Below are 19,593 nucleotides of genomic sequence, written 5' to 3'. Positions count from 1 at the left end.
GAGCGCGGCGGGCGCGGCGCGCCGGCCGGCCGCAGCTTGCGCCGGCCGAACAGCAGGTACATCGGCAGCATGAGGTACGGCATGAGCACCAGCGCCATGACCCAGGCAATGGCCGTGGTGGGCGCCCGCTGCTGGCGCTGCGCGCGCGTGGTGAGCACATAGACCAGCAGCGCCACGGACACCACGAGGAAGTGCTGGGAAGGGGAGGGCAACCAGTCGGACAGGATGTTCGCCATGGCGGGCTTGCCTTCCGGGTGCGCGCGCTACTGGCGTTGCAGGAAGGCCGGCACCCCGCGTCCTTGGGAGGCCAGGAAGTTCATCATGGGGTCGACCACGGCGCGCACGGCGGGCCGCTCGCCCACGCGGGTGCGCCAGCCCAGCAGGCGCGGGGTGTCCGGGCGCATGCCCGCGCCCTTGCGGTCCGCGAAGACGCAGGCCATGTAGAAGCCGATGTCGGCGTAAGAGTAGGGCCCGGCCAGGTACTCGCGGTCGGCCAGCAAGGCCTCCAGCTGGCCGTAGATGGCGTGGCAGGCGGCGCAGGCCGCCTGCGCCGCGGCGCCCTGCATGTGGTCCTGCAGGCCGAAGAGCTTGTAGATCTGCGGAAAGAAGACTTCGTCGGCGCGCAGCTCGAGCTGCCGCGCCCTGGCGCGTGCCGCCACCTCGCGCGGCCATAGCGGCGGGGTGGGGTAGCGGTCTTCGAGGTACTCGAAGATCTGGGTCGAGTCGAACAGCTCGACCTCGTCATCGACGAGCACCGGCACCTGCGCCTTCGGATTGACGCGCAGCACCTCGGGGTGCTTGGGCAGGTAGTTGTCGTCCCGGTCGAACGGGACCATCACCAGCTCGAACGCCAGACCTTTTTCGAGCGCGGCGATCTGCGCCTTGGCACCGAAGAGGCTCAGGGGGCCTGAATAGATCCTTGTCGTCTTATCCATGCCCCCGAGTTCAACATGAACCGGTGGCTCAGGTCGAGCCCCAGACCTCCTGCGCAGTCTCGATCACCAGGCGCAGCTTGGCGCGCTGCGCTTCCACGGCGATGTTGTTGCCGTGCACCGTGCTGGAGAAGCCGCACTGCGGCGACAGCGCCAGCTGCTCGAGCGGGGCGTACTTGGTGGCGTCCTCGATGCGGCGCTTGAGCTCGTCCTTGTCTTCCATCTCGCCGAACTTGGTGGTCACCAGGCCCAGCACCACGGTCTTGCCCTTGGGCAGGTAGCGCAGCGGCTTGAAGTCGCCCGAGCGGGCGTCGTCGTATTCCATGAAGTAGGCATCCAGGTCCATCTCCTTCAGGAGCGCCTCGGCCACCGGCTCGTAGTTGCCGGCCGCGGCATGCGTGCTCTTGAAGTTGCCGCGGCACAGGTGCATGGCCAGCAGCATGCCCGGCGGCTTTTGCGCGACGACCTTGTTGATGAACTTGGCGTAGCGGTGGGGCAGTTCGTTGGGGTCGTCGCCGCGCTGGCGGGCCGCTTCGCGCAGGTGCTCGTCGCACAGGTAGGCCAGGTTGGTGTCGTCCATCTGCACGTAGGTGCAGCCGGCGGCGGCCAGCGAGCGCAGCTCGTCGCCGTAGGCCTTGGCCACGTCGTCGTAGAAGGTCGGGTCCAGCTCGGGGTAGGCCTCCTTGCTGATGCCGGCACGGCCGCCCCGGAAGTGCAGCATGGTGGGCGAGGGGATGGTGACCTTGGGCGTGTGGCCGGCCGAGACCTGGCTCTTGAGGTACTCGAAGTCGGCCAGCTGGATGTTCTTGGCGTGGCGCACCTTGTCGATCACGCGCATGACGGGCGGTGCCAGTTCTTCCGTACCGTCGGGCTTGCGGATGGTGACAGGAATATCCGTCTTCACGCCGCCCAGCTGCTCCAGGAAGTCGATGTGGAAGTAGGTGCGGCGGAACTCGCCGTCGGTGATGCTCTTGAGGCCGAGGTCCTCCTGGAACTTCACGATTTCGGTGATGGCCTTGTCTTCGACTTCTCGAAGCTGTTCGGCGCTGATCTGGCCGTTGGCCTTCTTCTCGCGCGCCTCGAGCAGGTACTTGGGGCGCAGGAAGCTGCCGACGTGGTCGAAGCGGGCGGGCAGGTGGGCGTGCTGGGACATGAGTGGAACTCCGTGCAGGCTGAAAGAAAGAAAAAGGATCGTAAACGCAGCATGCTGGCCCCCAATGTATACAGAGACGTTGGTGTTTACCCTTGAAACCCCTGAATATCATGGACTTTTCGGTATCAATGTATACAGTCAGTATCCATGACTGCCGCTGCAAGCCCTTCCTTTCCGCTGAATGCCTGGTACGCCGCCGCGTACGACGTCGAGGTCAAGCACGCCTTGCTGGCGCGCACGATCTGCAACCAGAAGATGGTGCTGTTCCGCCGCACCGACGGCCAGGTGGCCGCGCTGGAAGATGCCTGCTGGCACCGGCTGATGCCCTTGTCGCTGGGCCGGCTGGAGGGCGACGAACTGGTCTGCGGCTACCACGGCCTGGTCTACAACAGCCAGGGCCGCTGCACCCACATGCCCAGCCAGGAGACGCTCAACCCCTCGGCCTGCGTGCGCAGCTACCCGGTGGTGGAAAAGCACCGCTTCGTGTGGGTGTGGCCGGGCGACCCGGCCAAGGCCGATCCGGCGCTGGTGCCCGACATGCACTGGAACGACGACCCCGCCTGGGCCGGCGACGGCAAGATGATCCGCGTGAACTGCGACTACCGGCTGGTGGTCGACAACCTCATGGACCTGACGCACGAGACCTTCGTGCACGGCTCGTCCATCGGCAACCGGGCCGTGGCCGAGGCGCCTTTCGTGGCCACGCATGGCGACCGCTCGGCCACCGTCACGCGCTGGATGGAAGGCATCGAGGCGCCGCCCTTCTGGGCTGCCCAGATCAACCATGCGCGCGGCTACAAGGGGCCGGTGGACCGCTGGCAGATCATCCGCTTCGAGGCGCCATGCACGGTGAACATCGACGTGGGCGTGGCCGAGGCCGGCAGCGGCGCGGTGCCCACCAAGACGTCGCCGGGCGACCGCAGCCGCGGCGTGAACGGCTACGTGCTCAACACCATCACGCCCGAGACCGACAAGACCTGCCTGTACTTCTGGGCCTTTGCACGCAACTATGCTTTAAGTGAGCAGCGCTTGACGCACGAGCTGCGCGAAGGCGTGGCCTCCATCTTCCGCGAGGACGAACTGGTGCTGGAGGCGCAGCAGCGCGCCATGGACGAGCGGCCTGGCCATACCTTCTACAACCTCAACATCGACGCCGGCTCGATGTGGGCGCGCCGCCTGATCGACGGCCTGATCGAGCGCGAGCGGCCACGCTCGCCCACCATCGCCATCCAGCCCGTGCAGTCGCAGCACGTTCCGGTATGAGTGCGGTGGCGGGCACCAGCGATGCGTCGACCGAGTCGGGCGGCTCGCAGGCGGTCAAGGCGCAGCTGCGCCTGCGCGAGCTGATCCTGGCCGGCGAACTGGCGGGCGGCACGCGCATTGCCGAAGTCGCCATCTCCGAGATGCTGGGCGTGTCGCGCACGCCGGTGCGCAGTGCGCTCATGCGGCTGGAGCAGGAAGGCCTGCTCGAGGCGCTGCCCAACGGCGGCTATGCGGTGCGCACCTTTTCCGAGCGCGACGTGTCCGACGCCATCGAGCTGCGCGGCACGCTCGAAGGCCTGGCGGCGCGGCTCGCGGCCGAGCGCGGCGCACCGCCGGTGGTGCTGCGCGAGGCGCGTGCCTGCCTGGCCCGCATCGACGAGCTGCTGCGCGAAAGCGCGCTGGACGATGCCGCCTTCTCGCGCTACGTGGCGCTGAACGAGCAGTTCCATGCGCTGCTGTACGAGATGTCCGGCAGCGTGCTCGTCACGCAGCAGCTCGACCGTGCGGTGAACCTGCCCTTTGCCTCGCCCTCGGCATTCGTGGTCGTGCAGGCCAATTCGCCGGCCGCGCGCGACATGCTGGTGATCGCGCAGGACCAGCACACCCAGGTGCTGGATGCCATCGAGGCGCGTGAAGGCGCGCGCGCCGAATCGCTGATGCGCGAACACAGCCGCATTGCGCGGCGCAACCTGCGCGAGGCGCTGCATGGCAGTGCCGACCATTCCCTGCCCGGCGTGCAGCTCATCCGCCGCCGCGGCTGAGTCCGTCAAGACACAAGCCCCCAGCCTTTCTTCAGAACGAAATGAAAAGCGAGATTCACTGGATGCCCGCGCGCGTCGCGGCCACGCGCGACCTCACGCCCACCGTGCGCGAGTTCCTCATTCGCCCCGAATCGGGCGCGGCCACGCCGCACGAGCCGGGCGCGCACCTGCAGGTCCAGGTCCTGGCCGGGCGCATGCAGACGCGTTCGTACTCGCTGGTGGGCGAGCCCGACGGCATTCACTGGCGCATTGCCGTCAAGCGCATGGACGAGGGCCGGGGCGGCTCGCTGGCCATGTGGCGCCTGGCGGCGGGCGACCGGATGCTGGTGAGCGAGCCGCAGAGCCACTTCTCGCTGGACCTCGGGGCTCCCGCCTACCTGGTGGTGGCGGGCGGCATCGGCATCACGCCGCTGGTGTTCATGGCGCAGCGCCTGGCGGCGTTGTCGGCGCGCAGCGGCGCCGGTGTGCGCATGCTGTACGGCGCGCGCAATCCGGAAGAACTGGCGTATCTGTCCGAGCTGCAGGGCGCACTCGGCGATCGGGTGGCCGTGCATGTCGGCGCGGCGCCCATCGACTTTGCGGCGGAGATTGCGCAACTGCCGGCCGGCGCGCAGCTCTACACCTGCGGCCCCGTGCCCATGCTCGAGGCCGTCAAGCGGGCGTGGAGCGAGGCTGGCCGGCCGCTGCCCGACCTGCGCTTCGAAACCTTCGGCAGCAGCGGCCGCCTGCCGACCCAGGCTTTCAAGCTGCGGGTGCCCAGGCACGAATTCGAGGTCGAGGTGCCGGCCAACAGCACCTTGCTCGAGGCGCTCGAAGCCGCGGGCGTGCAGACCCTGTGGGATTGCCGGCGCGGCGAGTGCGGGCTGTGCGCGATGAATGTGCTGGCCGTCGACGGAGAGATCGACCACCGCGACGTGTTCCTGTCGGAGCACGAGAAGAAGTCCAATTCCCGCATCTGCGCCTGCGTGTCGCGCGCCGTGGGCACACTCACCATCGATTCGGCCTACCGCCCGGATTGAGTGGCCCCACGTGCGCGATCATCGCGCAACTTGGGCGTATAACGCGCAGCAAAGCTCACCCCGGCGCGCGCTCTAGGGGATAGCGGCGAAACGCGAGTGTTGCAAATTGTTGAAAATAGCTGGGCTTTGCCTGTCCCTTCGATAAGGAGATCCTTTTCATGAAACGCCGTCATCTCATTCAGGTCTGCGGCCTGACCGCAGTGGCACTGGCCGCGCCGCTGGCGCTGGCGCAGAGCGCTCCCTTCAAGATCGGCTTGGTGCTGCCCATGACCGGCCAGCAGGCCAGCACCGGCCGCCAGATCGAGGCGGCTGCGCGCCTGTACATGGCACAGAACGGCGACACGGTGGCCGGCCGCAAGATCGAGCTGATCGTCAAGGACGACACCAGCCTGCCGGACGTGACCAAGCGCCTGGCGCAGGAACTCATCGTGAACGACAAGGTGGATGTGCTGGCCGGCATGGGCATCACGCCCTCGGCCATGGCCACCGCGCCGCTGGCCACGCAGTCGAAGACGCCGCTGGTGGTGATGGCTGCCGCCACGTCGTCGATCACCAATGCATCGCCTTACATCGTGCGCACCAGCTTCACGCTGCCGCAGGTGTCGGTGGCCATGGGCGACTGGGCGCCCAAGAACGGCATCAAGTCGGTGGTGACGCTGGTGTCCGACTACGGCCCCGGCAACGACGCCGAGAAGTATTTCAGCGAGCGCTTCGCGCTCAACGGCGGCAAGGTGATCGAGAAGCTGCGCGTGCCGCTGCGCAACCCCGACTTCGCGCCGTTCCTGCAGAAGGTGCGCGATGCCAAGCCCGATGCGCTGTTCGTGTTCGTGCCCTCGGGCGCCGGCGCGGCGGTGATGAAGCAGTTCGCAGAGCGCGGCATGGACAAGGCCGGCATCAAGCTGATCGCCACCGGCGACGTGACGGACGACGATCAACTCAACGACATGGGCGACGGCGCGCTGGGCGTGGTCACCACCCACCATTACTCGGCGGACCACAACTCGGCGCTGAACAAGAAGTTCGTGGAGGCCTTCGAGAAGGCCAACAAGGGCATGCGTCCCAACTTCATGGGCGTGGGCGGCTACGACGGCATGCGCGTCATCTATGAAGCGCTGAAGTCCACCAAGGGCAAGGGCGGCGGCGACGCGCTGCTGGCCGGCATGAAGGGCCAGGTGTTCGAAAGCCCGCGCGGCCAGGTGCTGATCGATGCGCAGACGCGCGACATCGTGCAGGACGTGTACCTGCGCAAGGTCGAGAAGAAGAACGGCCAGCTCTACAACGTCGAGTTCGACGTGATCAAGGCCGTGAAAGACCCCGGCAAAGAGAAGTAACCAGAACCCTCTCCCCTCTGCCCTCACCCCAGCCCTCTCCCGGGGGGAGAGGGAGCAAGACACATGCTGACCATTCTTTTCGACGGCATCGCCTACGGCATGCTGCTCTTCGTTCTCGCGGTCGGGCTGGCCGTGACGCTGGGCTTGATGAACTTCATCAACCTGGCGCACGGCGCTTTTGCCATGGCCGGCGGCTACCTCACCGTGTACGCGATGCAGAAGCTGGGCGTGCCGTTCCTGCTATGCCTGCCGCTGTCCTTCATCGTCGTGGGATTGCTGGGCGCGGTGCTGGAGCGCACGCTGTACCGGCCGATGTACGGCAAGGCGCACCTGGACCAGGTGCTGTTCTCCATCGGCCTGGCCTTCATGTCGGTGGCGGCCATCGACTACTTTGTGGGTTCGTCGCAGCAGAACATCCACCTGCCCGAGTGGCTGCGCGGGCGCACCGAGATCGGCGACGGCGCCTTGCTGCTGGGCATGGGGCACTATCGCCTCTTCATCATTGCGGTGTGCGCGGTGCTCACCGTGGTGCTGCAGCTGATTCTTTCGAAGACGCGTTTCGGCAGCCGCCTGCGAGCCGCGGTGGACGACCCGCGCGTGGCCTCCGGCCTGGGCATCAACGTCAACATCGTGTTCCTGCTGACCTTCGCGGTGGGCTCGGGCCTGGCCGGCCTGGGGGGTGCGCTGGGCGCCGAGATCCTGGGGCTGGACCCGACCTTCCCGCTCAAGTACATGATCTATTTCCTGATCGTGGTCTCGGTGGGCGGCACCTCGTCGATCACCGGGCCGCTGCTGGCGGCGCTGCTGCTGGGCATTGCCGACGTGGGCGGCAAGTACTTCATCCCCAAGATGGGGGCCTTCACCGTCTACCTGCTGATGATCGTCATTCTTCTGTGGCGCCCGCAAGGCCTGTTCACGCGCAAGGGGGGGAAGTGATGAGCACACCTTCCGAGCTGCAGGCAGGGTTGCTGCGCAACGCGCGCTGGCGCCCCTGGGAATTCGCCGTGTGGGCGCTGGCCTTCGCGCTGCCGGCCGTCACGCCCTCGCATGCGTTGATGATCAACGAGATCGCCATCGTCGCGCTGTTCGCGATGTCGCTGGACCTGATCCTGGGCTACACCGGCATCGTGTCGCTGGGCCATGCGGCCTTCTTCGGTTTCGGCGCCTACGTCGCCGCGCTGTTCGCCAAGCATGTGATGCCCGATCCGACGGTGGGCCTGCTCGCCGCCATCCTGGCGTCTGCGCTGCTGGGCGCGGTGGCCAGCGTCACCATCCTGCGCGGCACGGACCTCACCCGCCTGATGGTCACGCTGGGCACGGCCCTGCTGCTGCTGGAGCTGGCGAACAAGCTCGACTGGCTCACCGGCGGCGCCGACGGACTGCAGGGCGTGGTCATGGGGCCGGTGCTGGGCAAGTTCGAGTTCGACCTGTTCGGCCAGACGGCTGCGTGGTATTCGATCTCGGTGGCTTTCGTGCTCTTCCTCGTCATGCGGCGCATCGTGCATTCGCCCTTCGGTGCCACGCTCAAGGCGATCCGCGACAACCGGCTGCGCGCCATGGCCATCGGCGTGCCCGTGATCTCGCGCCTGGCCGTGATCTACACCATCGCTGGCGCGGTGGCCGGTGCTGCGGGCGCACTGCTGGCGCAGACCACGGGCTTCGCCTCGCTGGACGTGCTGGCCTTCGACCGCTCGGCCGACGTGATGCTGATGCTGGTGATCGGCGGCGTAGGCTGGCTCTACGGCGGCGTGGCCGGTGCCATCGTATTCAAGGTGCTGCAGGACTGGCTCTCGGCCGTCACGCCGCAGTACTGGATGTTCTGGATCGGCCTGATCCTGGTGCTGCTGGTGCTGGTGGGACGCGAGCGGCTACTGCGGCCCTGGACCTGGTTCGGCGGCCGTTCGGCCAGGAAGGGGGCCAAGGCATGAGCAGTGCAGCTCCCGTGCTTTCCGCGAGCGGGCTGGTGATGCGCTTCGGCGGCATCACCGCCACGAACAACGTGTCGCTGCAGCTGCGCCCGGGTGCGCGGCATGCGCTGATCGGCCCCAACGGTGCCGGCAAGACGACCCTCATCAACATCCTGACCGGCGTGCTCACGCCCACGCAAGGCCGCATTGAGCTGCTGGGCGAGGACATCACCCGCCTGGCGCCCCACCAGCGCGTGGCGCGGGGCATGGTGCGCACCTTCCAGATCAACCAGCTCTTCGATTCGATGACGCCGCTGGAAACGCTGGCGCTGGTGGTGTCGCAGCACGCAGGGCTCGGACGCCAGTGGTGGAAGCCGCTGGGCAGCGCCAAGGCGGTGGCCGAGCGCGCGGCCCAGCTGTTGGAGCAATTCCGCCTGGCCGACGTGGCGCAGGTGCAGACGAAGCACCTGGCCTACGGCAAGCGTCGCCTGCTCGAAATCGCCATTGCCCTGGCCTGCGAGCCCAAGGTGCTGCTGCTGGACGAACCGGTGGCCGGCGTGCCAGCGGGCGAGCGAGAGGAATTGCTGCAGACCGTGGCCGCCTTGCCGGCCGATGTCTCGGTGCTGCTGATCGAACACGACATGGACCTGGTTTTCAGTTTTGCCGACCGCATGACGGTGCTGGTCAACGGCACCCTTCTCACCGAAGGCGACCCCGACAGCATTGCCAACGACGCGAAGGTCAAGGAGGTCTACCTCGGCCACGGCGAGGTCGCACATGGCTGATCAAGTGCTTCTGCAGACCGAGCAGCTCAGCGCCGGCTATGGCGAGGCCGTGGTGATCCACGATGTTTCGCTCAAGCTGGCCGAAGGTCAGACGCTGGCCCTGCTGGGCCGCAACGGCACCGGCAAGACCACGCTCATCAACACCCTGGCCGGCGTCACCCGCCAGCATGGCGGCAGCATCCAGTTGGCGGGCCTGCCGCTGCACAAGCTGGCACCGCACCAGCGCGCCGCGGCCGGCATCGGCTGGGTGCCGCAGGAGCGCAACATCTTCAAGTCGCTCACCGTGCACGAGAACCTCACGGCGGTGGAGCGGCCGGCGCGATCGGGCAGCAAGCAGGCCTGGACGCCGGCGCGGGTGTACGAAATGTTCCCGCGCCTGGCCGAGCGCAAGGGCAACCTGGGCACGCAGCTGTCGGGTGGCGAGCAGCAGATGCTGGCCGTGGGCCGGGCGCTGGTGCTCAACCCGCGCATCCTGCTGCTGGACGAACCGCTGGAAGGGCTGGCGCCCATCATCGTGGAAGAACTGCTGCGCGCCATCCGCCGCATCACGCAGGGGGAAGGCCTGGCCGCCATCATCGTGGAGCAGCATCCGCAGGCCATCCTCGCCATTTCCGACGAGGCGGTGGTGCTGGACCACGGGACCATCGTGCATGCCGACAAGGCCGACGTGCTGAAGGCGCAGCCGGAAGTGCTGGGGCGACTGCTAGGCGTTGCGCGCTAGCGGATTGTGTTTCTCATTCTGTACAAGATCGGACGTTTGTACAGAATGAGAAACGGATTCTGATCAGGCCGCGTGCTCGCGCCCGATCTCCGGCCAGCGTCGCCGCAGCCACCACCAGGCCACCAGCCCCACCGACAGCATGCCGAAGGAGGTGCAGGCCAGCAGCACGGTGGAATGCATCACCAGCGGCGCCACGGCGCCGGCCACCACGCCGTTGGCCACCGCGCCGATCACGGCCTGCAGTGACGAGGCCATGCCGCGCCGCTCCGGGTGCAGGTCCAGCACGAGCAGGGTGACCACCGGCACCATCAACGCCCAGCCGTAGGCGAACACGCCCAGCGGCCACAGCGCCCAGCCCACGTGCGGCGCGAACACCAGGTTGGCCGCGACGTTGACGATGGAGGTCAGCAGCATGATGAAAAAGCCGTCCCGGATCTGCCGCTTCGGTTGTACCTTGCCCGCCTTGCGCCCGCTGTGCCAGGCCCCCAGCATGATGCCGCCGATGGTCAGGATGAAGAACCAGAAGAACTGTGTGGGCGGCAGCGCCAGGTGTTCGCCCAGGAAGGCCGGCGCCGACAGCACGTACAGGAACATGCCGTTGAAGGGCACGCCGCTGGCCAGCGCCAGCAGCAGGAAGCGCGGATCGGAGCACAGCGACCAGTAGCCGCGCAGCAGGTGGGCCGGATGGAAGGGCTGGCGGTCGTTGACGTGCAGCGTTTCCGGCAGCAGCCGCCAGTTGGATGCGAAGAGCAATACGCCCACCGCCACCAGGAACCAGAAGATGCTGTGCCAGCCCAGGTGCACGAAAAGAAAGCCGCCGATGATCGGCGCGATGGCCGGCGCAATGCCGAAGTAGATCGTCACCTGGCTCATCACCCGCTGCGCCTCGGCCGGCGGGAACATGTCGCGGATGACCGCGCGCGACACCACGATGCCTGCGCCTGCCGCCATGCCTTGCAGGGCACGGAACAGCACCAGCTGCCCGATGGTCTGCGACAGCGCGCAGCCCAGCGAGGCCAGCGTGAACACGGCGATGCCGCTGAGCACCACGGGCCGGCGCCCGAAGCTGTCCGACAGCGCGCCATGGAACAGGTTCATGAAGGCAAAGCCGAACAGGTAGGCCGACAGCGTCTGCTGCATCTCGACCGGGCTGGCGCCGATGGACTTGGCAATTCCCGAGAAAGCCGGGATGTAGGTGTCGATGGAGAACGGCCCCAGCATGCCCAGCACCGCCAGCAGCACGGCCAGCGCCCAGCGGGGCGCTTTCCAGATGTTTGATGCGTCGGGATTCATTTCATGCAAAGAAAAAGCGCCCGGCAGACGTTGCGCGGGCGCTTGGCACGGAGCCATTCGGGAAACACCGCGGAACCGGCTTTGCCGGGCCGCAGGTGTTGCCCCCTCGAAGGGGGTGCCCGAGCGACACGAAGTGCGCGAGGCTGGGGGTGGTCAAAGTGTGTCAATAAAGCTGCGCAGCTTGTCGGAGCGGCTCGGGTGCTTGAGCTTGCGCAGCGCCTTGGCCTCGATCTGGCGGATGCGCTCGCGCGTCACGTCGAACTGCTTGCCCACTTCTTCCAGCGTGTGGTCGGTGCTCATCTCGATGCCGAAGCGCATGCGCAGCACCTTGGCTTCGCGCGGCGTGAGGCTGTCGAGGATGTCCTTGACCACGTCGCGCAGGCCGGCCTGCATGGCGGCGTCGATCGGCGCGGTGTTGGTGCTGTCCTCGATGAAGTCGCCCAGGTGCGAATCGTCGTCGTCGCCGATGGGGGTTTCCATCGAGATCGGCTCCTTGGCGATCTTCATGATCTTGCGGATCTTGTCCTCGGGGATCTCCATCTTCGCGGCCAGGATGCCGGCATCGGGCTCGAAGCCGAACTCCTGCAGGTGCTGGCGGCTGATGCGGTTCATCTTGTTGATGGTCTCGATCATGTGCACCGGGATGCGGATGGTGCGCGCCTGGTCCGCGATGGAGCGCGTGATGGCCTGGCGGATCCACCACGTGGCGTAGGTCGAGAACTTGTAGCCGCGGCGGTATTCGAACTTGTCGACCGCCTTCATCAGGCCGATGTTGCCCTCTTGAATGAGGTCGAGGAACTGCAGGCCGCGGTTGGTGTACTTCTTGGCGATGGAAATCACGAGACGCAGATTGGCCTCGATCATTTCCTTCTTGGCGTCGCGCGAGGACGACTCGCCCGCGTTCATGCGCTTGTTGATGTCCTTGAGCTCGGCCAGCGGCACCACGACCTGGGCCTGGATGTCCGCGAGCTTCTGCTGCAGTTCCTGGATGGGCGGAATGTTGCGTTGCATCACCGCGCTCCAGGGCTTGCCGGCGGCGGCCTGCTTCTCGACCCACTTGAGGTTGAGCAGGTTGGAGGCCACGCGCTGGCCCTTCTTGTCGTAGCCGGAGAAGTCGCGGATGAAGTCTTCCTGCGGGAAGCCGCACTTGTCCACGATGATGCGGCGCAGCTCGCGTTCCTTCTTGCGCACGTCGTCCACCTGGGCGCGCACCATGTCGCACAGCTTCTCGATGGTGCGGGCGGTGAAGCGGATCGTCATCAGCTCGTCCGACAACGCCGTCTGGGTCTTCATGTAGGCGGGCGAACCGTAGCCTTCCTTGTCGTAGATCTTGTGGATCTTCTCGAACAGCTCGGCCATGCGATCGAAGCGGGTGAGGGCTTCGCGCTTGAGTTCTTCCAGCTTCTTGGTCAGCGCCTTGGAGCCGCCGTTGCCGTCGTCGTCGTCGTCTTCGTCGAACTCGTCGAAGTCTTCCTCGGCCACGTAGTCGTCGGCTTCGTTCGGGTTGGAGAAGCCGTCCACGACGGTGGAGATGACGACCTTGCCTTCGCGGATTTCCGCGCCCATGCGCAGGATCTCGGCGATGGTGGCGGGCGAGGCGGAGATGGCATGCATCATGTCCATCAGGCCGCCTTCGATGCGCTTGGCGATCTCGATTTCGCCTTCGCGCGTGAGCAGCTCCACCGTGCCCATTTCGCGCATGTACATGCGCACCGGGTCGGTGGTGCGGCCGAATTCGCTGTCCACGGTGGACAGGGCCGCTTCGGCTTCTTCTTCCGCTTCTTCCACGGTGGCGGCGGTGGGCGCCACGTTGTTCTGGAACAGCGTCTCGGCGTCCGGCGTCTGCTCGTACACGGCCACGCCCATGTCGTTGAGCATGGACACGACCACTTCCATGGTCTCGGCGTCGACCAGCTTGTCGGGCAGGTGGTCGGAGATTTCGCCCTGGGTGAGGTAGCCGCGGGTCTTGCCCAGCGTGATCAGGGTCTTCAGGCGCTGGCGGCGCTTGGCCAGGTCTTCTTCGGACAGGACGGTCTCGTCCAGGCCGAATTCCTTCATCAAGGCGCGTTCCTTCGCCTTGCTGATCTTCATGCGAAGGGGCTTGACCTTCTCCTGAGTCTCGGCGGGCGCCGGCTCACCGGCCAGATCGTCCTCGATGTCCGACAGGTCGATGTCGCTCGTGGGCGCTTCGGCCGCGGCCTTGGGCTTGCGGCCGCGCTTGGCGCCGGTGGTGGTCGTGGTCTTGGCGGTCGTGCCGGCGGCCTTGGGCGGGCGGCCGACCTTCTTGGCCGGCGCGGCGGCGGAGGCGATGAGCTGGTCGGCGGCCTTCTTCAGTTCGGCGGCACTGAGCTTGGGGGTGGGGGTACTGCTGGTCGTCACGGTTTTGGCTTTCTTCACCGCAGCGGTTTTGGTCGCTGTGGCTACCGCCTTGCTCGCAGCCTTGGCTGCGGGCTTGGACGGCGTCTTGCCGGCGGCAGATTTCGTGGCGGAAACGGCAGGCTTCTTTGTACTGGGCATACGACCTCGAACATCAAGATGACTAGCGGATTCACATAGGCGCCACTAACCCGGCGCAGGCAGGGAACAGGTGCAACGGGAAGGCGCAAAGCCCCCGTTCACGGAGCACCGGCAAGGGTGTGGGCGATCATTTGGTGTGCAGTCCTTGCGGTGTATTGGCCCTGATCCCGTCAGAAGGGAGTGCATTGCGCTTAGGGGCCGGCCCGGAGGTGCTGCTGTCGCTCTTGCCAGCTCATGCAGACATTTCTGTCGTGCACGAAGCCTTACATTATAGCGTTTTGCTGCTTTTTCAAGCAGGTGTTGTGCTGTTTTTCCTGGCGGGCTCCCGCCGCGGCCGCTAAAGCCTTTCTGCTACAGGCTGGCCTGCAGCTCCCGCCGGCGCGCTTCGAGCGCCCGGTAGCGCTCCGGGGCGCCGGGGTCGGTTCCGAAGGCGTTGGCCGTCTCGGTCAATTGGGCGCCCAATCGATCGATCAGCATGCGCGCCAGCACGTCCTTCAACTCGGCGGCCGTGTCGGGCGCCGCCTGGCCGGCTGCGGGGGCTTCGGCTTCCAAGTCGCCCACCGGCGCGCCGTCGGGGCCGGTCATCAGGCGCAGTGCCAGCGCTTCGATCGGCAGGCCGCGCAGGCCCTCCCGCAACGCAGCCCAGGGCAGCGTTCCGTGCTCATGGTGTTGGGCGTCGATCCAGCGAAAAAGTTCGCCCAGCTCGCCCGGCAGGTCGCACAGTACGGTGTGCAGCTCGTGCGACAGGCCCTCCCAGGGTGCCATGTTGGACAGCAGCAGGCGTGCCGCCACTTCCTGCCGGCTGGGCGGCTGGACGCGCGGGCCCTGGGAACGGGGGCGGTAGGGCTGCTGCCGGCGGTTCTTGAACTTGCCGCCGCCCCAGCTGCGCCGTTCGCCGGTGCCACTGCCGCTGCCAGCGCCGTAGTCCGATTGCCACTGTCCACCCTCGCCACTGCCTTCCCAGTAAGGCTCGGAAGGCGCTTCCCAAGGGGGCGGGGCGTCATGGCCGGAAGACGATGCGGCACGGCGAGGTGGCGCCGCGGCCGGCGCCCACAGCTGCGACAGTTCCTGCGCCCCGAGTTGCACCAGGCCGGCGATCTCGCCCAGCAGCTGGCGCTTGAGCGCGCCTTCGGGCAGGGCGCTCCACATCGGGCCGATGTTGCTGCTCAGGTGGGCGCGGCCTTCGGCGCTGCCCAGGTCGCAGCCTTCGCGGGCGGCCTCGAGCATGAAGCGCGACAGCGGGGTGGCCTCGCCCACGAAACGGGCGAAGGCATCGGCCCCGAATTCGCGAATGAAGCTGTCGGGGTCGTGCTCCGCGGGCAGGAACAGGAACTTGATGGTGCGCACGTCGCTGGCAAAGGGCAGGGCGGCATCGAGCGCCTTGCGCGCCGCGCGCCGGCCGGCGGCGTCGCCGTCGAAGCTGAACACCACCGAGTCAGTGAAGCGGAACAGCTTCTGGACGTGTTCGTTGGTGCACGCCGTGCCCAGCGTGGCCACCGCGTTGGGAAAGCCCAGCTGCGCCAGGGCCACCACGTCCATGTAGCCCTCGGTGACCAGCGCGTAGCCCTTTTCGCGCAGCGCGGTGCGTGCCTCGAACAGGCCGTAGAGCTCGCGGCCCTTGCTGAACACCGGCGTTTCGGGCGAATTGAGGTACTTGGGCTTTTCGTCGCCCAGCACCCGCCCGCCGAAGCCGATGCATTCGCCCTTGACGTTGCGGATGGGGAACATCACCCGGTCGCGGAAGCGGTCGTAGCGCTTGCCGTCGCCTTCTTCCGAGGCGATGACCAGGCCGCTTTCGACCAGCAGCGGCTCCTCGTAGTCGGGGAACACGCTGGCCAGTGAGCGCCAGCCCTCGGGCGCATAGCCCAGGCCGAAGCGCTTGGCGATCTCGCCCGACAGGCCACGGCCCTTGAAGTAGTTGATCGCCCGATCCGAGCGCTTGAGCTGCGCCCTGTAGGCCTCGCCAGCCTTTTCCAGCACCTCGCTCAGGGTGGCCTGCTTCTGGCGCTGGGCCGCGGCGGCGGCGCGGTCCTGCGGCGAGGAGCGATCATCCTCGGGCACCTGCAGGCCGTACTGGCCGGCCAGGTCGTGCACCGCCTCCACGAAGCCCATGCCGGCATGCTCCATGAGAAAGCCGATCGCGTTGCCGTGCGCGCCGCAGCCGAAGCAGTGATAGAACTGCTTGGTCGGGCTCACCGAGAACGAGGGCGATTTTTCCCCGTGGAACGGGCACAGCCCCATGAAGTTGGCCCCGCCCTTCTTGAGCGGCACGTAGCGGCCGACGATCTCGACGATGTCGGCGCGAGCGATCAGCTCCTGGATGAAGGATGCGGGAATGGTCATGGCGGCGGGGGACAAATCATACGCAAGGGCCGGCCGCCCCCGCGGGTGACATACTGGAAGGCCACAGCGCGAGCTGACTCATGAAGCGCAGGCAGCCCTTTCTCGTCGCCGCACGCCATCCCCTGCGGTTCGCATGGGAGTCGGCCAAGGCTTTCAAGGCGAACCAGGGGCTGTTGCTGGCCGGCGCGGTGGCCTACTACGCGCTGCTGTCCATCGTGCCGCTGCTCATCCTGACGGTGCTGACGCTGTCGCGGTTCATCGAGGAGGGCGAGTTGCTGGCCACCGTGGGGCGCTACCTCGAATGGCTTCTTCCAGGCCAATCGGATGCACTGGTGGCCGAGCTGTCGAACTTCCTGCTGCACCGCGACGTGCTCGGGCCGGTGCTGCTGGTCACCCTGCTGTTCTTCAGTTCGCTGGCCTTTACCGTGCTGGAAAGCGCCATGGCGGTGATCTTCCACCACCGCAAGCAGCATCGCTCGCGGCACTTTCTTGTCTCGGCGGTCATGCCCTACGTCTACATCGTGTGCCTGTGCATCGGCCTGCTGCTGGTGACGCTGGTGGCCGGCGCGCTGCAGGTGATCGGCCAGGAGAGCATCGATTTCCTGGGCCGCAGCTGGTCGCTGTCGGGCGTTTCGGGCCTTCTGCTCTACCTGCTGGGGCTGGCCGGCGAAATCTTCATGCTGACTTCGCTCTACATGGTGATGCCGGTCGGGCGCCTGTCGCTCACCCATGCGCTGCTGGGCGGGGTGACGGCGGCGCTGCTCTGGGAGGTGACGCGGCGCGTGCTCATCTGGTACTTCTCGACCCTGTCCCAGGTGACGGTGGTCTACGGCTCGCTCACCACGGCCATCGTGGTGCTGCTGAGCCTGGAGATCGCCGCCACGCTGGTGCTGTTCGGCGCGCAGGTGATCGCGGAGTACGAGCGGCTCGAAAAGCGCATCCTCACCGGCCGCCCGCGGGCAGGCCGGCGGCAGCCGCCCGTCAGCGAGGCGCCAGGCGGATCGCCCCGTCCAGGCGAATCACCTCGCCGTTGAGCATGTCGTTTTCCACGATGTGCTTCACCAGCTTGGCGTAGTCCTGCGGCGTGCCCAGGCGCGACGGGAAGGGCACGCTGGCGGCCAGCGCGTCCTGCACCTCCTGCGGCATGCCGAACAGCATGGGCGTGCCGAAGATGCCGGGGGCGATGGTCATGTTCCGGATGCCGCTGCGCGCCAGGTCGCGGGCAATGGGCAGCGTCATGCCCACCACGCCGCCCTTGGAGGCGCTGTAGGCCGCCTGGCCGATCTGGCCGTCGTAGGCGGCCACCGAGGCGGTGGAGATGAGCACGCCGCGCTCGCCGGTCGGCTCGGGCTCGTTCTTGGCCATGGCGTCGGCCGCCAGGCGGATCATGTTGAAGGTGCCCAGCAGGTTGACGGTGATGGTCTTGCTGAACACGGCCAGCGCGTGCGGGCCGTTCTTGCCCACCGTCTTCTCGGCTGGCGCCACGCCGGCGCAATTGACCAGGCCCACCAGCTTGCCCAGCTTCAGCGCCGCGGCCACCGCGGCCTGGCCGTCGGCCTCCTGGCTCACGTCGCACTTGACGAACGTGCCGCCGATCTCGCGCGCCACGGCCTCGCCCTTGTCGACCTGCATGTCGGCCACCACCACCTTGGCGCCGGCTTGCGCCAGCATGCGGGCCGTGCCTTCGCCGAGGCCCGATGCGCCGCCGGTGACGATGAATACCTTGCCTTCGATTTGCATAGAAAAGTCTCCTGAACTGCAGGGCTGGATTATGGGAGGGCAGGCGCGCCCCAAAAAAAGAGCCCCGTCCGAAGGCGGGGCTCAATTGGATCCCGAGGGACCCAAGGAGACAACTTGTACTGTGTGCTTAGCGCTTGCGCGAAGCGGTCTGGGCGGTGGTCTTGGCGGCGTTCACGGCCGAGGTCGACACGGCGTTGAAGTTGGCTTCGGCAACGTCCGAAGCCTGCTTGACGGCCTTTTGCACCGATTCGAAAGCGTTGTTGGCGGCGGCCACGGCGCTCTTGAGCACGGCAACGGCGGTTTCCGAACCGGCCGGGGCGTTCTTCGAGGCGCTGTCGATCAGGCCGACGATGGCTTGCTGGGCTTCGGTGGCCTTGGATTCGAAGGCCTTGCCGAACTCGGCGCCGGTGTTCTGGGCGATGTCGTACAGGTGACGGCTGTAGGCAGCGGTCTTCTCGGCCAGGGGCTGGTAGAGGCTCGCTTGCAGGGCCAGCAGCTCTTGCACGTCCTTGACTTCCAGGGCGGCCTGGGCGGTGCTGGCGGCTTCGGTCAGGGCAGCCTTGGAGGCCGTCACATTCAGCTCGACGATCTTCTCGACGCCTTCGAAGGCCTTGGTGGTCAGGCCGAACAGGGTTTCGAGGTTGGCTTTTTGAGCGGCGATGATTTGGTCGGCGGTGAGGGCCATGTGGATGCTCCAGTCAGAAGTGGTGGTCAACAGGTAAGAGAGACGAGTCGCTGTGGCTGCTGACCGTATTCATGTTGCGGTGCAGCATAGATCGAAGTATGGGGCAGGAACATGGCGGGATCAAGGCGTTTTTGTTGCAACGCAGCAATTTAGAGGGTGTCACCTAAAAAGCCGCCTGTCCGCTGCGCTGCAGGCCGCCCGGTCGGCCGCTGGCAGAATCGCCCGCCATGAGCAGCCGCCCCACGCCCCACCTGCGCAGCAGCTACCCGGCTTTCCGGGCCATTCCCACCCGCTGGGCCGACAACGACCTGTACGGCCACGTCAACAACGTCGTCTATTACAGCTGGTTCGACACGGCCGTGAATGCGCTGCTGATCGAGCGGGGGGCCTTGGACATCCACCAAGGCCAGGTGATCGGCCTGGTGGTGGAAACCCAGTGCAACTATTTCTCGTCGCTCGCATTTCCCCAGACGGTGGAGGCGGGGGTGCGCGTGGCGCATGCCGGCACCTCGAGCATCCGCTACGAGGTGGGCCTGTTCGCCCAGGGCGCCGACACGGCGGCTGCCCAAGGGCATTTCGTGCACGTCTACGTGGACCGCGCAACACAGCGCCCGGTGCCGTTGCCCCGGGCGCTGAGAGAAGTGGCCGACGCCTTGCGCGCCGGCTGAAGGCCTTCGGCCTTCCTTACTGCTGGGTGGTCGTCTTGCCCGAGGGCGGCATCGAAGCCGGCGTCGGGGTCGGCTTGGCGGAAGCTCGCAGTTCAGCCTTTTCGCGATTCTCCGCATCCTTGGCCTGCTTCTGGCAAGCGTCCTTGGCGTCGCCCTTCTGGTCGTCGCACTTTTCCTTGGCCACAGCGTAGGTGGCCTCGATCTTTTCTTCCTTCACCTTGCGGGCGTTGGAATCGCTGGGCTTGTACATCTGCTCCAGTTCGGCCTTGGCAACCTTCTGCTTGCCTTCGGCTTCCTTCTTGCAGACGTCCTTCGCGTTGTCCTTCATGGCGTCGCACGCGGCCTTGTCGACCTTGTAGTCGGCTTCGATCTTTTCCTTGGCCACCTTGTGTTCATCGGCGGTCATCGCACCGGCCTGGGCTGCAGCAAAGCACGAGGCCACGGCCAGCATCAAGAGGTGTCGCTTCATGATGAG

General features: G+C 66.7%; 19 protein-coding genes. 10 read left to right on the top strand and 9 right to left on the bottom strand.

Going from position 1 to position 19,593, the window contains the following annotated elements; all coding sequences use genetic code 11:
* The 3 genes from VSO01S_RS11620 to VSO01S_RS11610 all read right to left on the bottom strand — a co-directional run.
* The coding region (locus VSO01S_RS11620) for a PLDc N-terminal domain-containing protein (protein ID WP_174544724.1) at positions 1-236 on the bottom strand (236 nt) is incomplete at its 3' end.
* A 27-nt stretch (positions 237-263) separates the two neighbouring features.
* Positions 264-935, bottom strand: coding sequence for a glutathione S-transferase family protein (locus VSO01S_RS11615; RefSeq protein WP_068642470.1), 672 nt, complete (start codon positions 933-935; stop codon positions 264-266).
* Positions 936-963: 28 nt separating this feature from the next.
* Positions 964-2,085 carry a 5-methyltetrahydropteroyltriglutamate--homocysteine S-methyltransferase gene (locus VSO01S_RS11610; protein WP_068642468.1) on the bottom strand — a complete coding sequence of 374 codons (1,122 nt, stop codon included), beginning with the start codon at positions 2,083-2,085 and terminating at the stop codon, positions 964-966.
* Between the two features lie 147 nt (positions 2,086-2,232).
* Here VSO01S_RS11610 and VSO01S_RS11605 point away from each other — a divergent pair, with 147 nt between their 5' ends.
* The 8 genes from VSO01S_RS11605 to VSO01S_RS11570 all read left to right on the top strand — a co-directional run bounded on the left by VSO01S_RS11605 (position 2,233) and on the right by VSO01S_RS11570 (position 9,872).
* Positions 2,233-3,348, top strand: a complete 1,116-nt coding sequence (locus tag VSO01S_RS11605; protein ID WP_068642466.1) for an aromatic ring-hydroxylating dioxygenase subunit alpha — start codon at positions 2,233-2,235, stop codon at positions 3,346-3,348.
* Positions 3,345-4,109, top strand: coding sequence for a GntR family transcriptional regulator (locus tag VSO01S_RS11600; protein WP_068642463.1), 765 nt, complete (start codon positions 3,345-3,347; stop codon positions 4,107-4,109). The genes VSO01S_RS11605 and VSO01S_RS11600 overlap by 4 nt, the downstream gene beginning before the upstream one ends.
* 41 nt (positions 4,110-4,150) lie before the next feature.
* Positions 4,151-5,128 (top strand): PDR/VanB family oxidoreductase, encoded by a 978-nt coding sequence (locus VSO01S_RS11595; RefSeq protein WP_068642461.1) that lies wholly within the window; start codon positions 4,151-4,153, stop codon positions 5,126-5,128.
* Between the two features lie 158 nt (positions 5,129-5,286).
* Positions 5,287-6,459, top strand: coding sequence for an ABC transporter substrate-binding protein (locus VSO01S_RS11590; protein WP_068642460.1), 1,173 nt, complete (start codon positions 5,287-5,289; stop codon positions 6,457-6,459).
* A 63-nt stretch (positions 6,460-6,522) separates the two neighbouring features.
* Positions 6,523-7,395, top strand: a complete 873-nt coding sequence (locus VSO01S_RS11585) for a branched-chain amino acid ABC transporter permease (RefSeq protein ID WP_068642458.1) — start codon at positions 6,523-6,525, stop codon at positions 7,393-7,395.
* Positions 7,395-8,387 (top strand): branched-chain amino acid ABC transporter permease, encoded by a 993-nt coding sequence (locus VSO01S_RS11580; RefSeq protein WP_068642456.1) that lies wholly within the window; start codon positions 7,395-7,397, stop codon positions 8,385-8,387. Before VSO01S_RS11585 ends, VSO01S_RS11580 begins: the two co-directional genes overlap by 1 nt.
* Entirely contained in the window at positions 8,384-9,151 is a 768-nt protein-coding gene (locus VSO01S_RS11575; RefSeq protein ID WP_068642454.1) for an ABC transporter ATP-binding protein, read from the top strand. The genes VSO01S_RS11580 and VSO01S_RS11575 overlap by 4 nt, the downstream gene beginning before the upstream one ends.
* A complete protein-coding gene (locus tag VSO01S_RS11570) occupies positions 9,144-9,872 on the top strand; it encodes an ABC transporter ATP-binding protein (protein WP_068642452.1) in 729 nt (242 codons plus the stop codon). Before VSO01S_RS11575 ends, VSO01S_RS11570 begins: the two co-directional genes overlap by 8 nt.
* Positions 9,873-9,935: 63 nt before the next feature.
* Here the strand turns inward: VSO01S_RS11570 and VSO01S_RS11565 are convergent, their stop codons facing one another.
* The 3 genes from VSO01S_RS11565 to dnaG all read right to left on the bottom strand — a co-directional run bounded on the left by VSO01S_RS11565 (position 9,936) and on the right by dnaG (position 16,025).
* Positions 9,936-11,165 (bottom strand): multidrug effflux MFS transporter, encoded by a 1,230-nt coding sequence (locus tag VSO01S_RS11565; protein ID WP_068642450.1) that lies wholly within the window; start codon positions 11,163-11,165, stop codon positions 9,936-9,938.
* A 153-nt stretch (positions 11,166-11,318) separates the two neighbouring features.
* The gene (gene rpoD, locus VSO01S_RS11560) at positions 11,319-13,682 is read right to left on the bottom strand and encodes an RNA polymerase sigma factor RpoD (protein WP_068642448.1); all 2,364 of its coding nucleotides are present in this window, start codon (positions 13,680-13,682) and stop codon (positions 11,319-11,321) included.
* A gap of 351 nt (positions 13,683-14,033) precedes the next feature.
* Positions 14,034-16,025: a DNA primase gene (gene dnaG / locus VSO01S_RS11555; RefSeq protein WP_068642446.1), complete on the bottom strand. Its 1,992-nt coding sequence runs from the start codon at positions 16,023-16,025 to the stop codon at positions 14,034-14,036.
* An 80-nt stretch (positions 16,026-16,105) separates the two neighbouring features.
* Here dnaG and VSO01S_RS11550 point away from each other — a divergent pair, with 80 nt between their 5' ends.
* Positions 16,106-17,059: a YihY/virulence factor BrkB family protein gene (locus VSO01S_RS11550; protein ID WP_068642444.1), complete on the top strand. Its 954-nt coding sequence runs from the start codon at positions 16,106-16,108 to the stop codon at positions 17,057-17,059.
* Here VSO01S_RS11550 and VSO01S_RS11545 read toward each other — a convergent pair.
* Both VSO01S_RS11545 and VSO01S_RS11540 read right to left on the bottom strand, forming a co-directional pair.
* A complete protein-coding gene (locus VSO01S_RS11545; RefSeq protein ID WP_068642442.1) occupies positions 17,007-17,765 on the bottom strand; it encodes a 3-hydroxyacyl-CoA dehydrogenase in 759 nt (252 codons plus the stop codon). The genes VSO01S_RS11550 and VSO01S_RS11545 overlap by 53 nt on opposite strands.
* A gap of 127 nt (positions 17,766-17,892) precedes the next feature.
* Entirely contained in the window at positions 17,893-18,450 is a 558-nt protein-coding gene (locus tag VSO01S_RS11540) for a phasin family protein (protein WP_068642440.1), read from the bottom strand.
* 227 nt (positions 18,451-18,677) lie between these two features.
* On the opposite strand from VSO01S_RS11540, the gene VSO01S_RS11535 reads away from it, so the two are divergent.
* On the top strand, positions 18,678-19,118 hold the full coding sequence (locus VSO01S_RS11535) for an acyl-CoA thioesterase (protein WP_068642438.1): 441 nt from the start codon (positions 18,678-18,680) through the stop codon (positions 19,116-19,118).
* 16 nt (positions 19,119-19,134) lie between these two features.
* On the opposite strand, the gene VSO01S_RS11530 is transcribed toward VSO01S_RS11535, so the two are convergent.
* A complete protein-coding gene (locus VSO01S_RS11530; protein WP_153305232.1) occupies positions 19,135-19,587 on the bottom strand; it encodes a hypothetical protein in 453 nt (150 codons plus the stop codon).
* Between the last annotated feature and the right edge of the window lie 6 nt (positions 19,588-19,593).

The organism is Variovorax soli NBRC 106424, from assembly GCF_001591385.1.
In the GTDB taxonomy this organism is placed as follows: domain Bacteria; phylum Pseudomonadota; class Gammaproteobacteria; order Burkholderiales; family Burkholderiaceae_C; genus Variovorax; species Variovorax soli.
This window is presented reverse-complemented; position numbering and strand designations above follow the sequence as displayed.

Coding starts and splice junctions, on each gene's coding strand:
- VSO01S_RS11615 (WP_068642470.1), bottom strand. CDS start 935: ATGGATAAGACGACAAGGATCTATTCAGGCCCCCTGAGCCTCTTCGGT.
- VSO01S_RS11610 (WP_068642468.1), bottom strand. CDS start 2,085: ATGTCCCAGCACGCCCACCTGCCCGCCCGCTTCGACCACGTCGGCAGC.
- VSO01S_RS11605 (WP_068642466.1), top strand. CDS start 2,233: ATGACTGCCGCTGCAAGCCCTTCCTTTCCGCTGAATGCCTGGTACGCC.
- VSO01S_RS11600 (WP_068642463.1), top strand. CDS start 3,345: ATGAGTGCGGTGGCGGGCACCAGCGATGCGTCGACCGAGTCGGGCGGC.
- VSO01S_RS11595 (WP_068642461.1), top strand. CDS start 4,151: ATGAAAAGCGAGATTCACTGGATGCCCGCGCGCGTCGCGGCCACGCGC.
- VSO01S_RS11590 (WP_068642460.1), top strand. CDS start 5,287: ATGAAACGCCGTCATCTCATTCAGGTCTGCGGCCTGACCGCAGTGGCA.
- VSO01S_RS11585 (WP_068642458.1), top strand. CDS start 6,523: ATGCTGACCATTCTTTTCGACGGCATCGCCTACGGCATGCTGCTCTTC.
- VSO01S_RS11580 (WP_068642456.1), top strand. CDS start 7,395: ATGAGCACACCTTCCGAGCTGCAGGCAGGGTTGCTGCGCAACGCGCGC.
- VSO01S_RS11575 (WP_068642454.1), top strand. CDS start 8,384: ATGAGCAGTGCAGCTCCCGTGCTTTCCGCGAGCGGGCTGGTGATGCGC.
- VSO01S_RS11570 (WP_068642452.1), top strand. CDS start 9,144: ATGGCTGATCAAGTGCTTCTGCAGACCGAGCAGCTCAGCGCCGGCTAT.
- VSO01S_RS11565 (WP_068642450.1), bottom strand. CDS start 11,165: ATGAATCCCGACGCATCAAACATCTGGAAAGCGCCCCGCTGGGCGCTG.
- rpoD (WP_068642448.1), bottom strand. CDS start 13,682: ATGCCCAGTACAAAGAAGCCTGCCGTTTCCGCCACGAAATCTGCCGCC.
- dnaG (WP_068642446.1), bottom strand. CDS start 16,025: ATGACCATTCCCGCATCCTTCATCCAGGAGCTGATCGCTCGCGCCGAC.
- VSO01S_RS11550 (WP_068642444.1), top strand. CDS start 16,106: ATGAAGCGCAGGCAGCCCTTTCTCGTCGCCGCACGCCATCCCCTGCGG.
- VSO01S_RS11545 (WP_068642442.1), bottom strand. CDS start 17,765: ATGCAAATCGAAGGCAAGGTATTCATCGTCACCGGCGGCGCATCGGGC.
- VSO01S_RS11540 (WP_068642440.1), bottom strand. CDS start 18,450: ATGGCCCTCACCGCCGACCAAATCATCGCCGCTCAAAAAGCCAACCTC.
- VSO01S_RS11535 (WP_068642438.1), top strand. CDS start 18,678: ATGAGCAGCCGCCCCACGCCCCACCTGCGCAGCAGCTACCCGGCTTTC.
- VSO01S_RS11530 (WP_153305232.1), bottom strand. CDS start 19,587: ATGAAGCGACACCTCTTGATGCTGGCCGTGGCCTCGTGCTTTGCTGCA.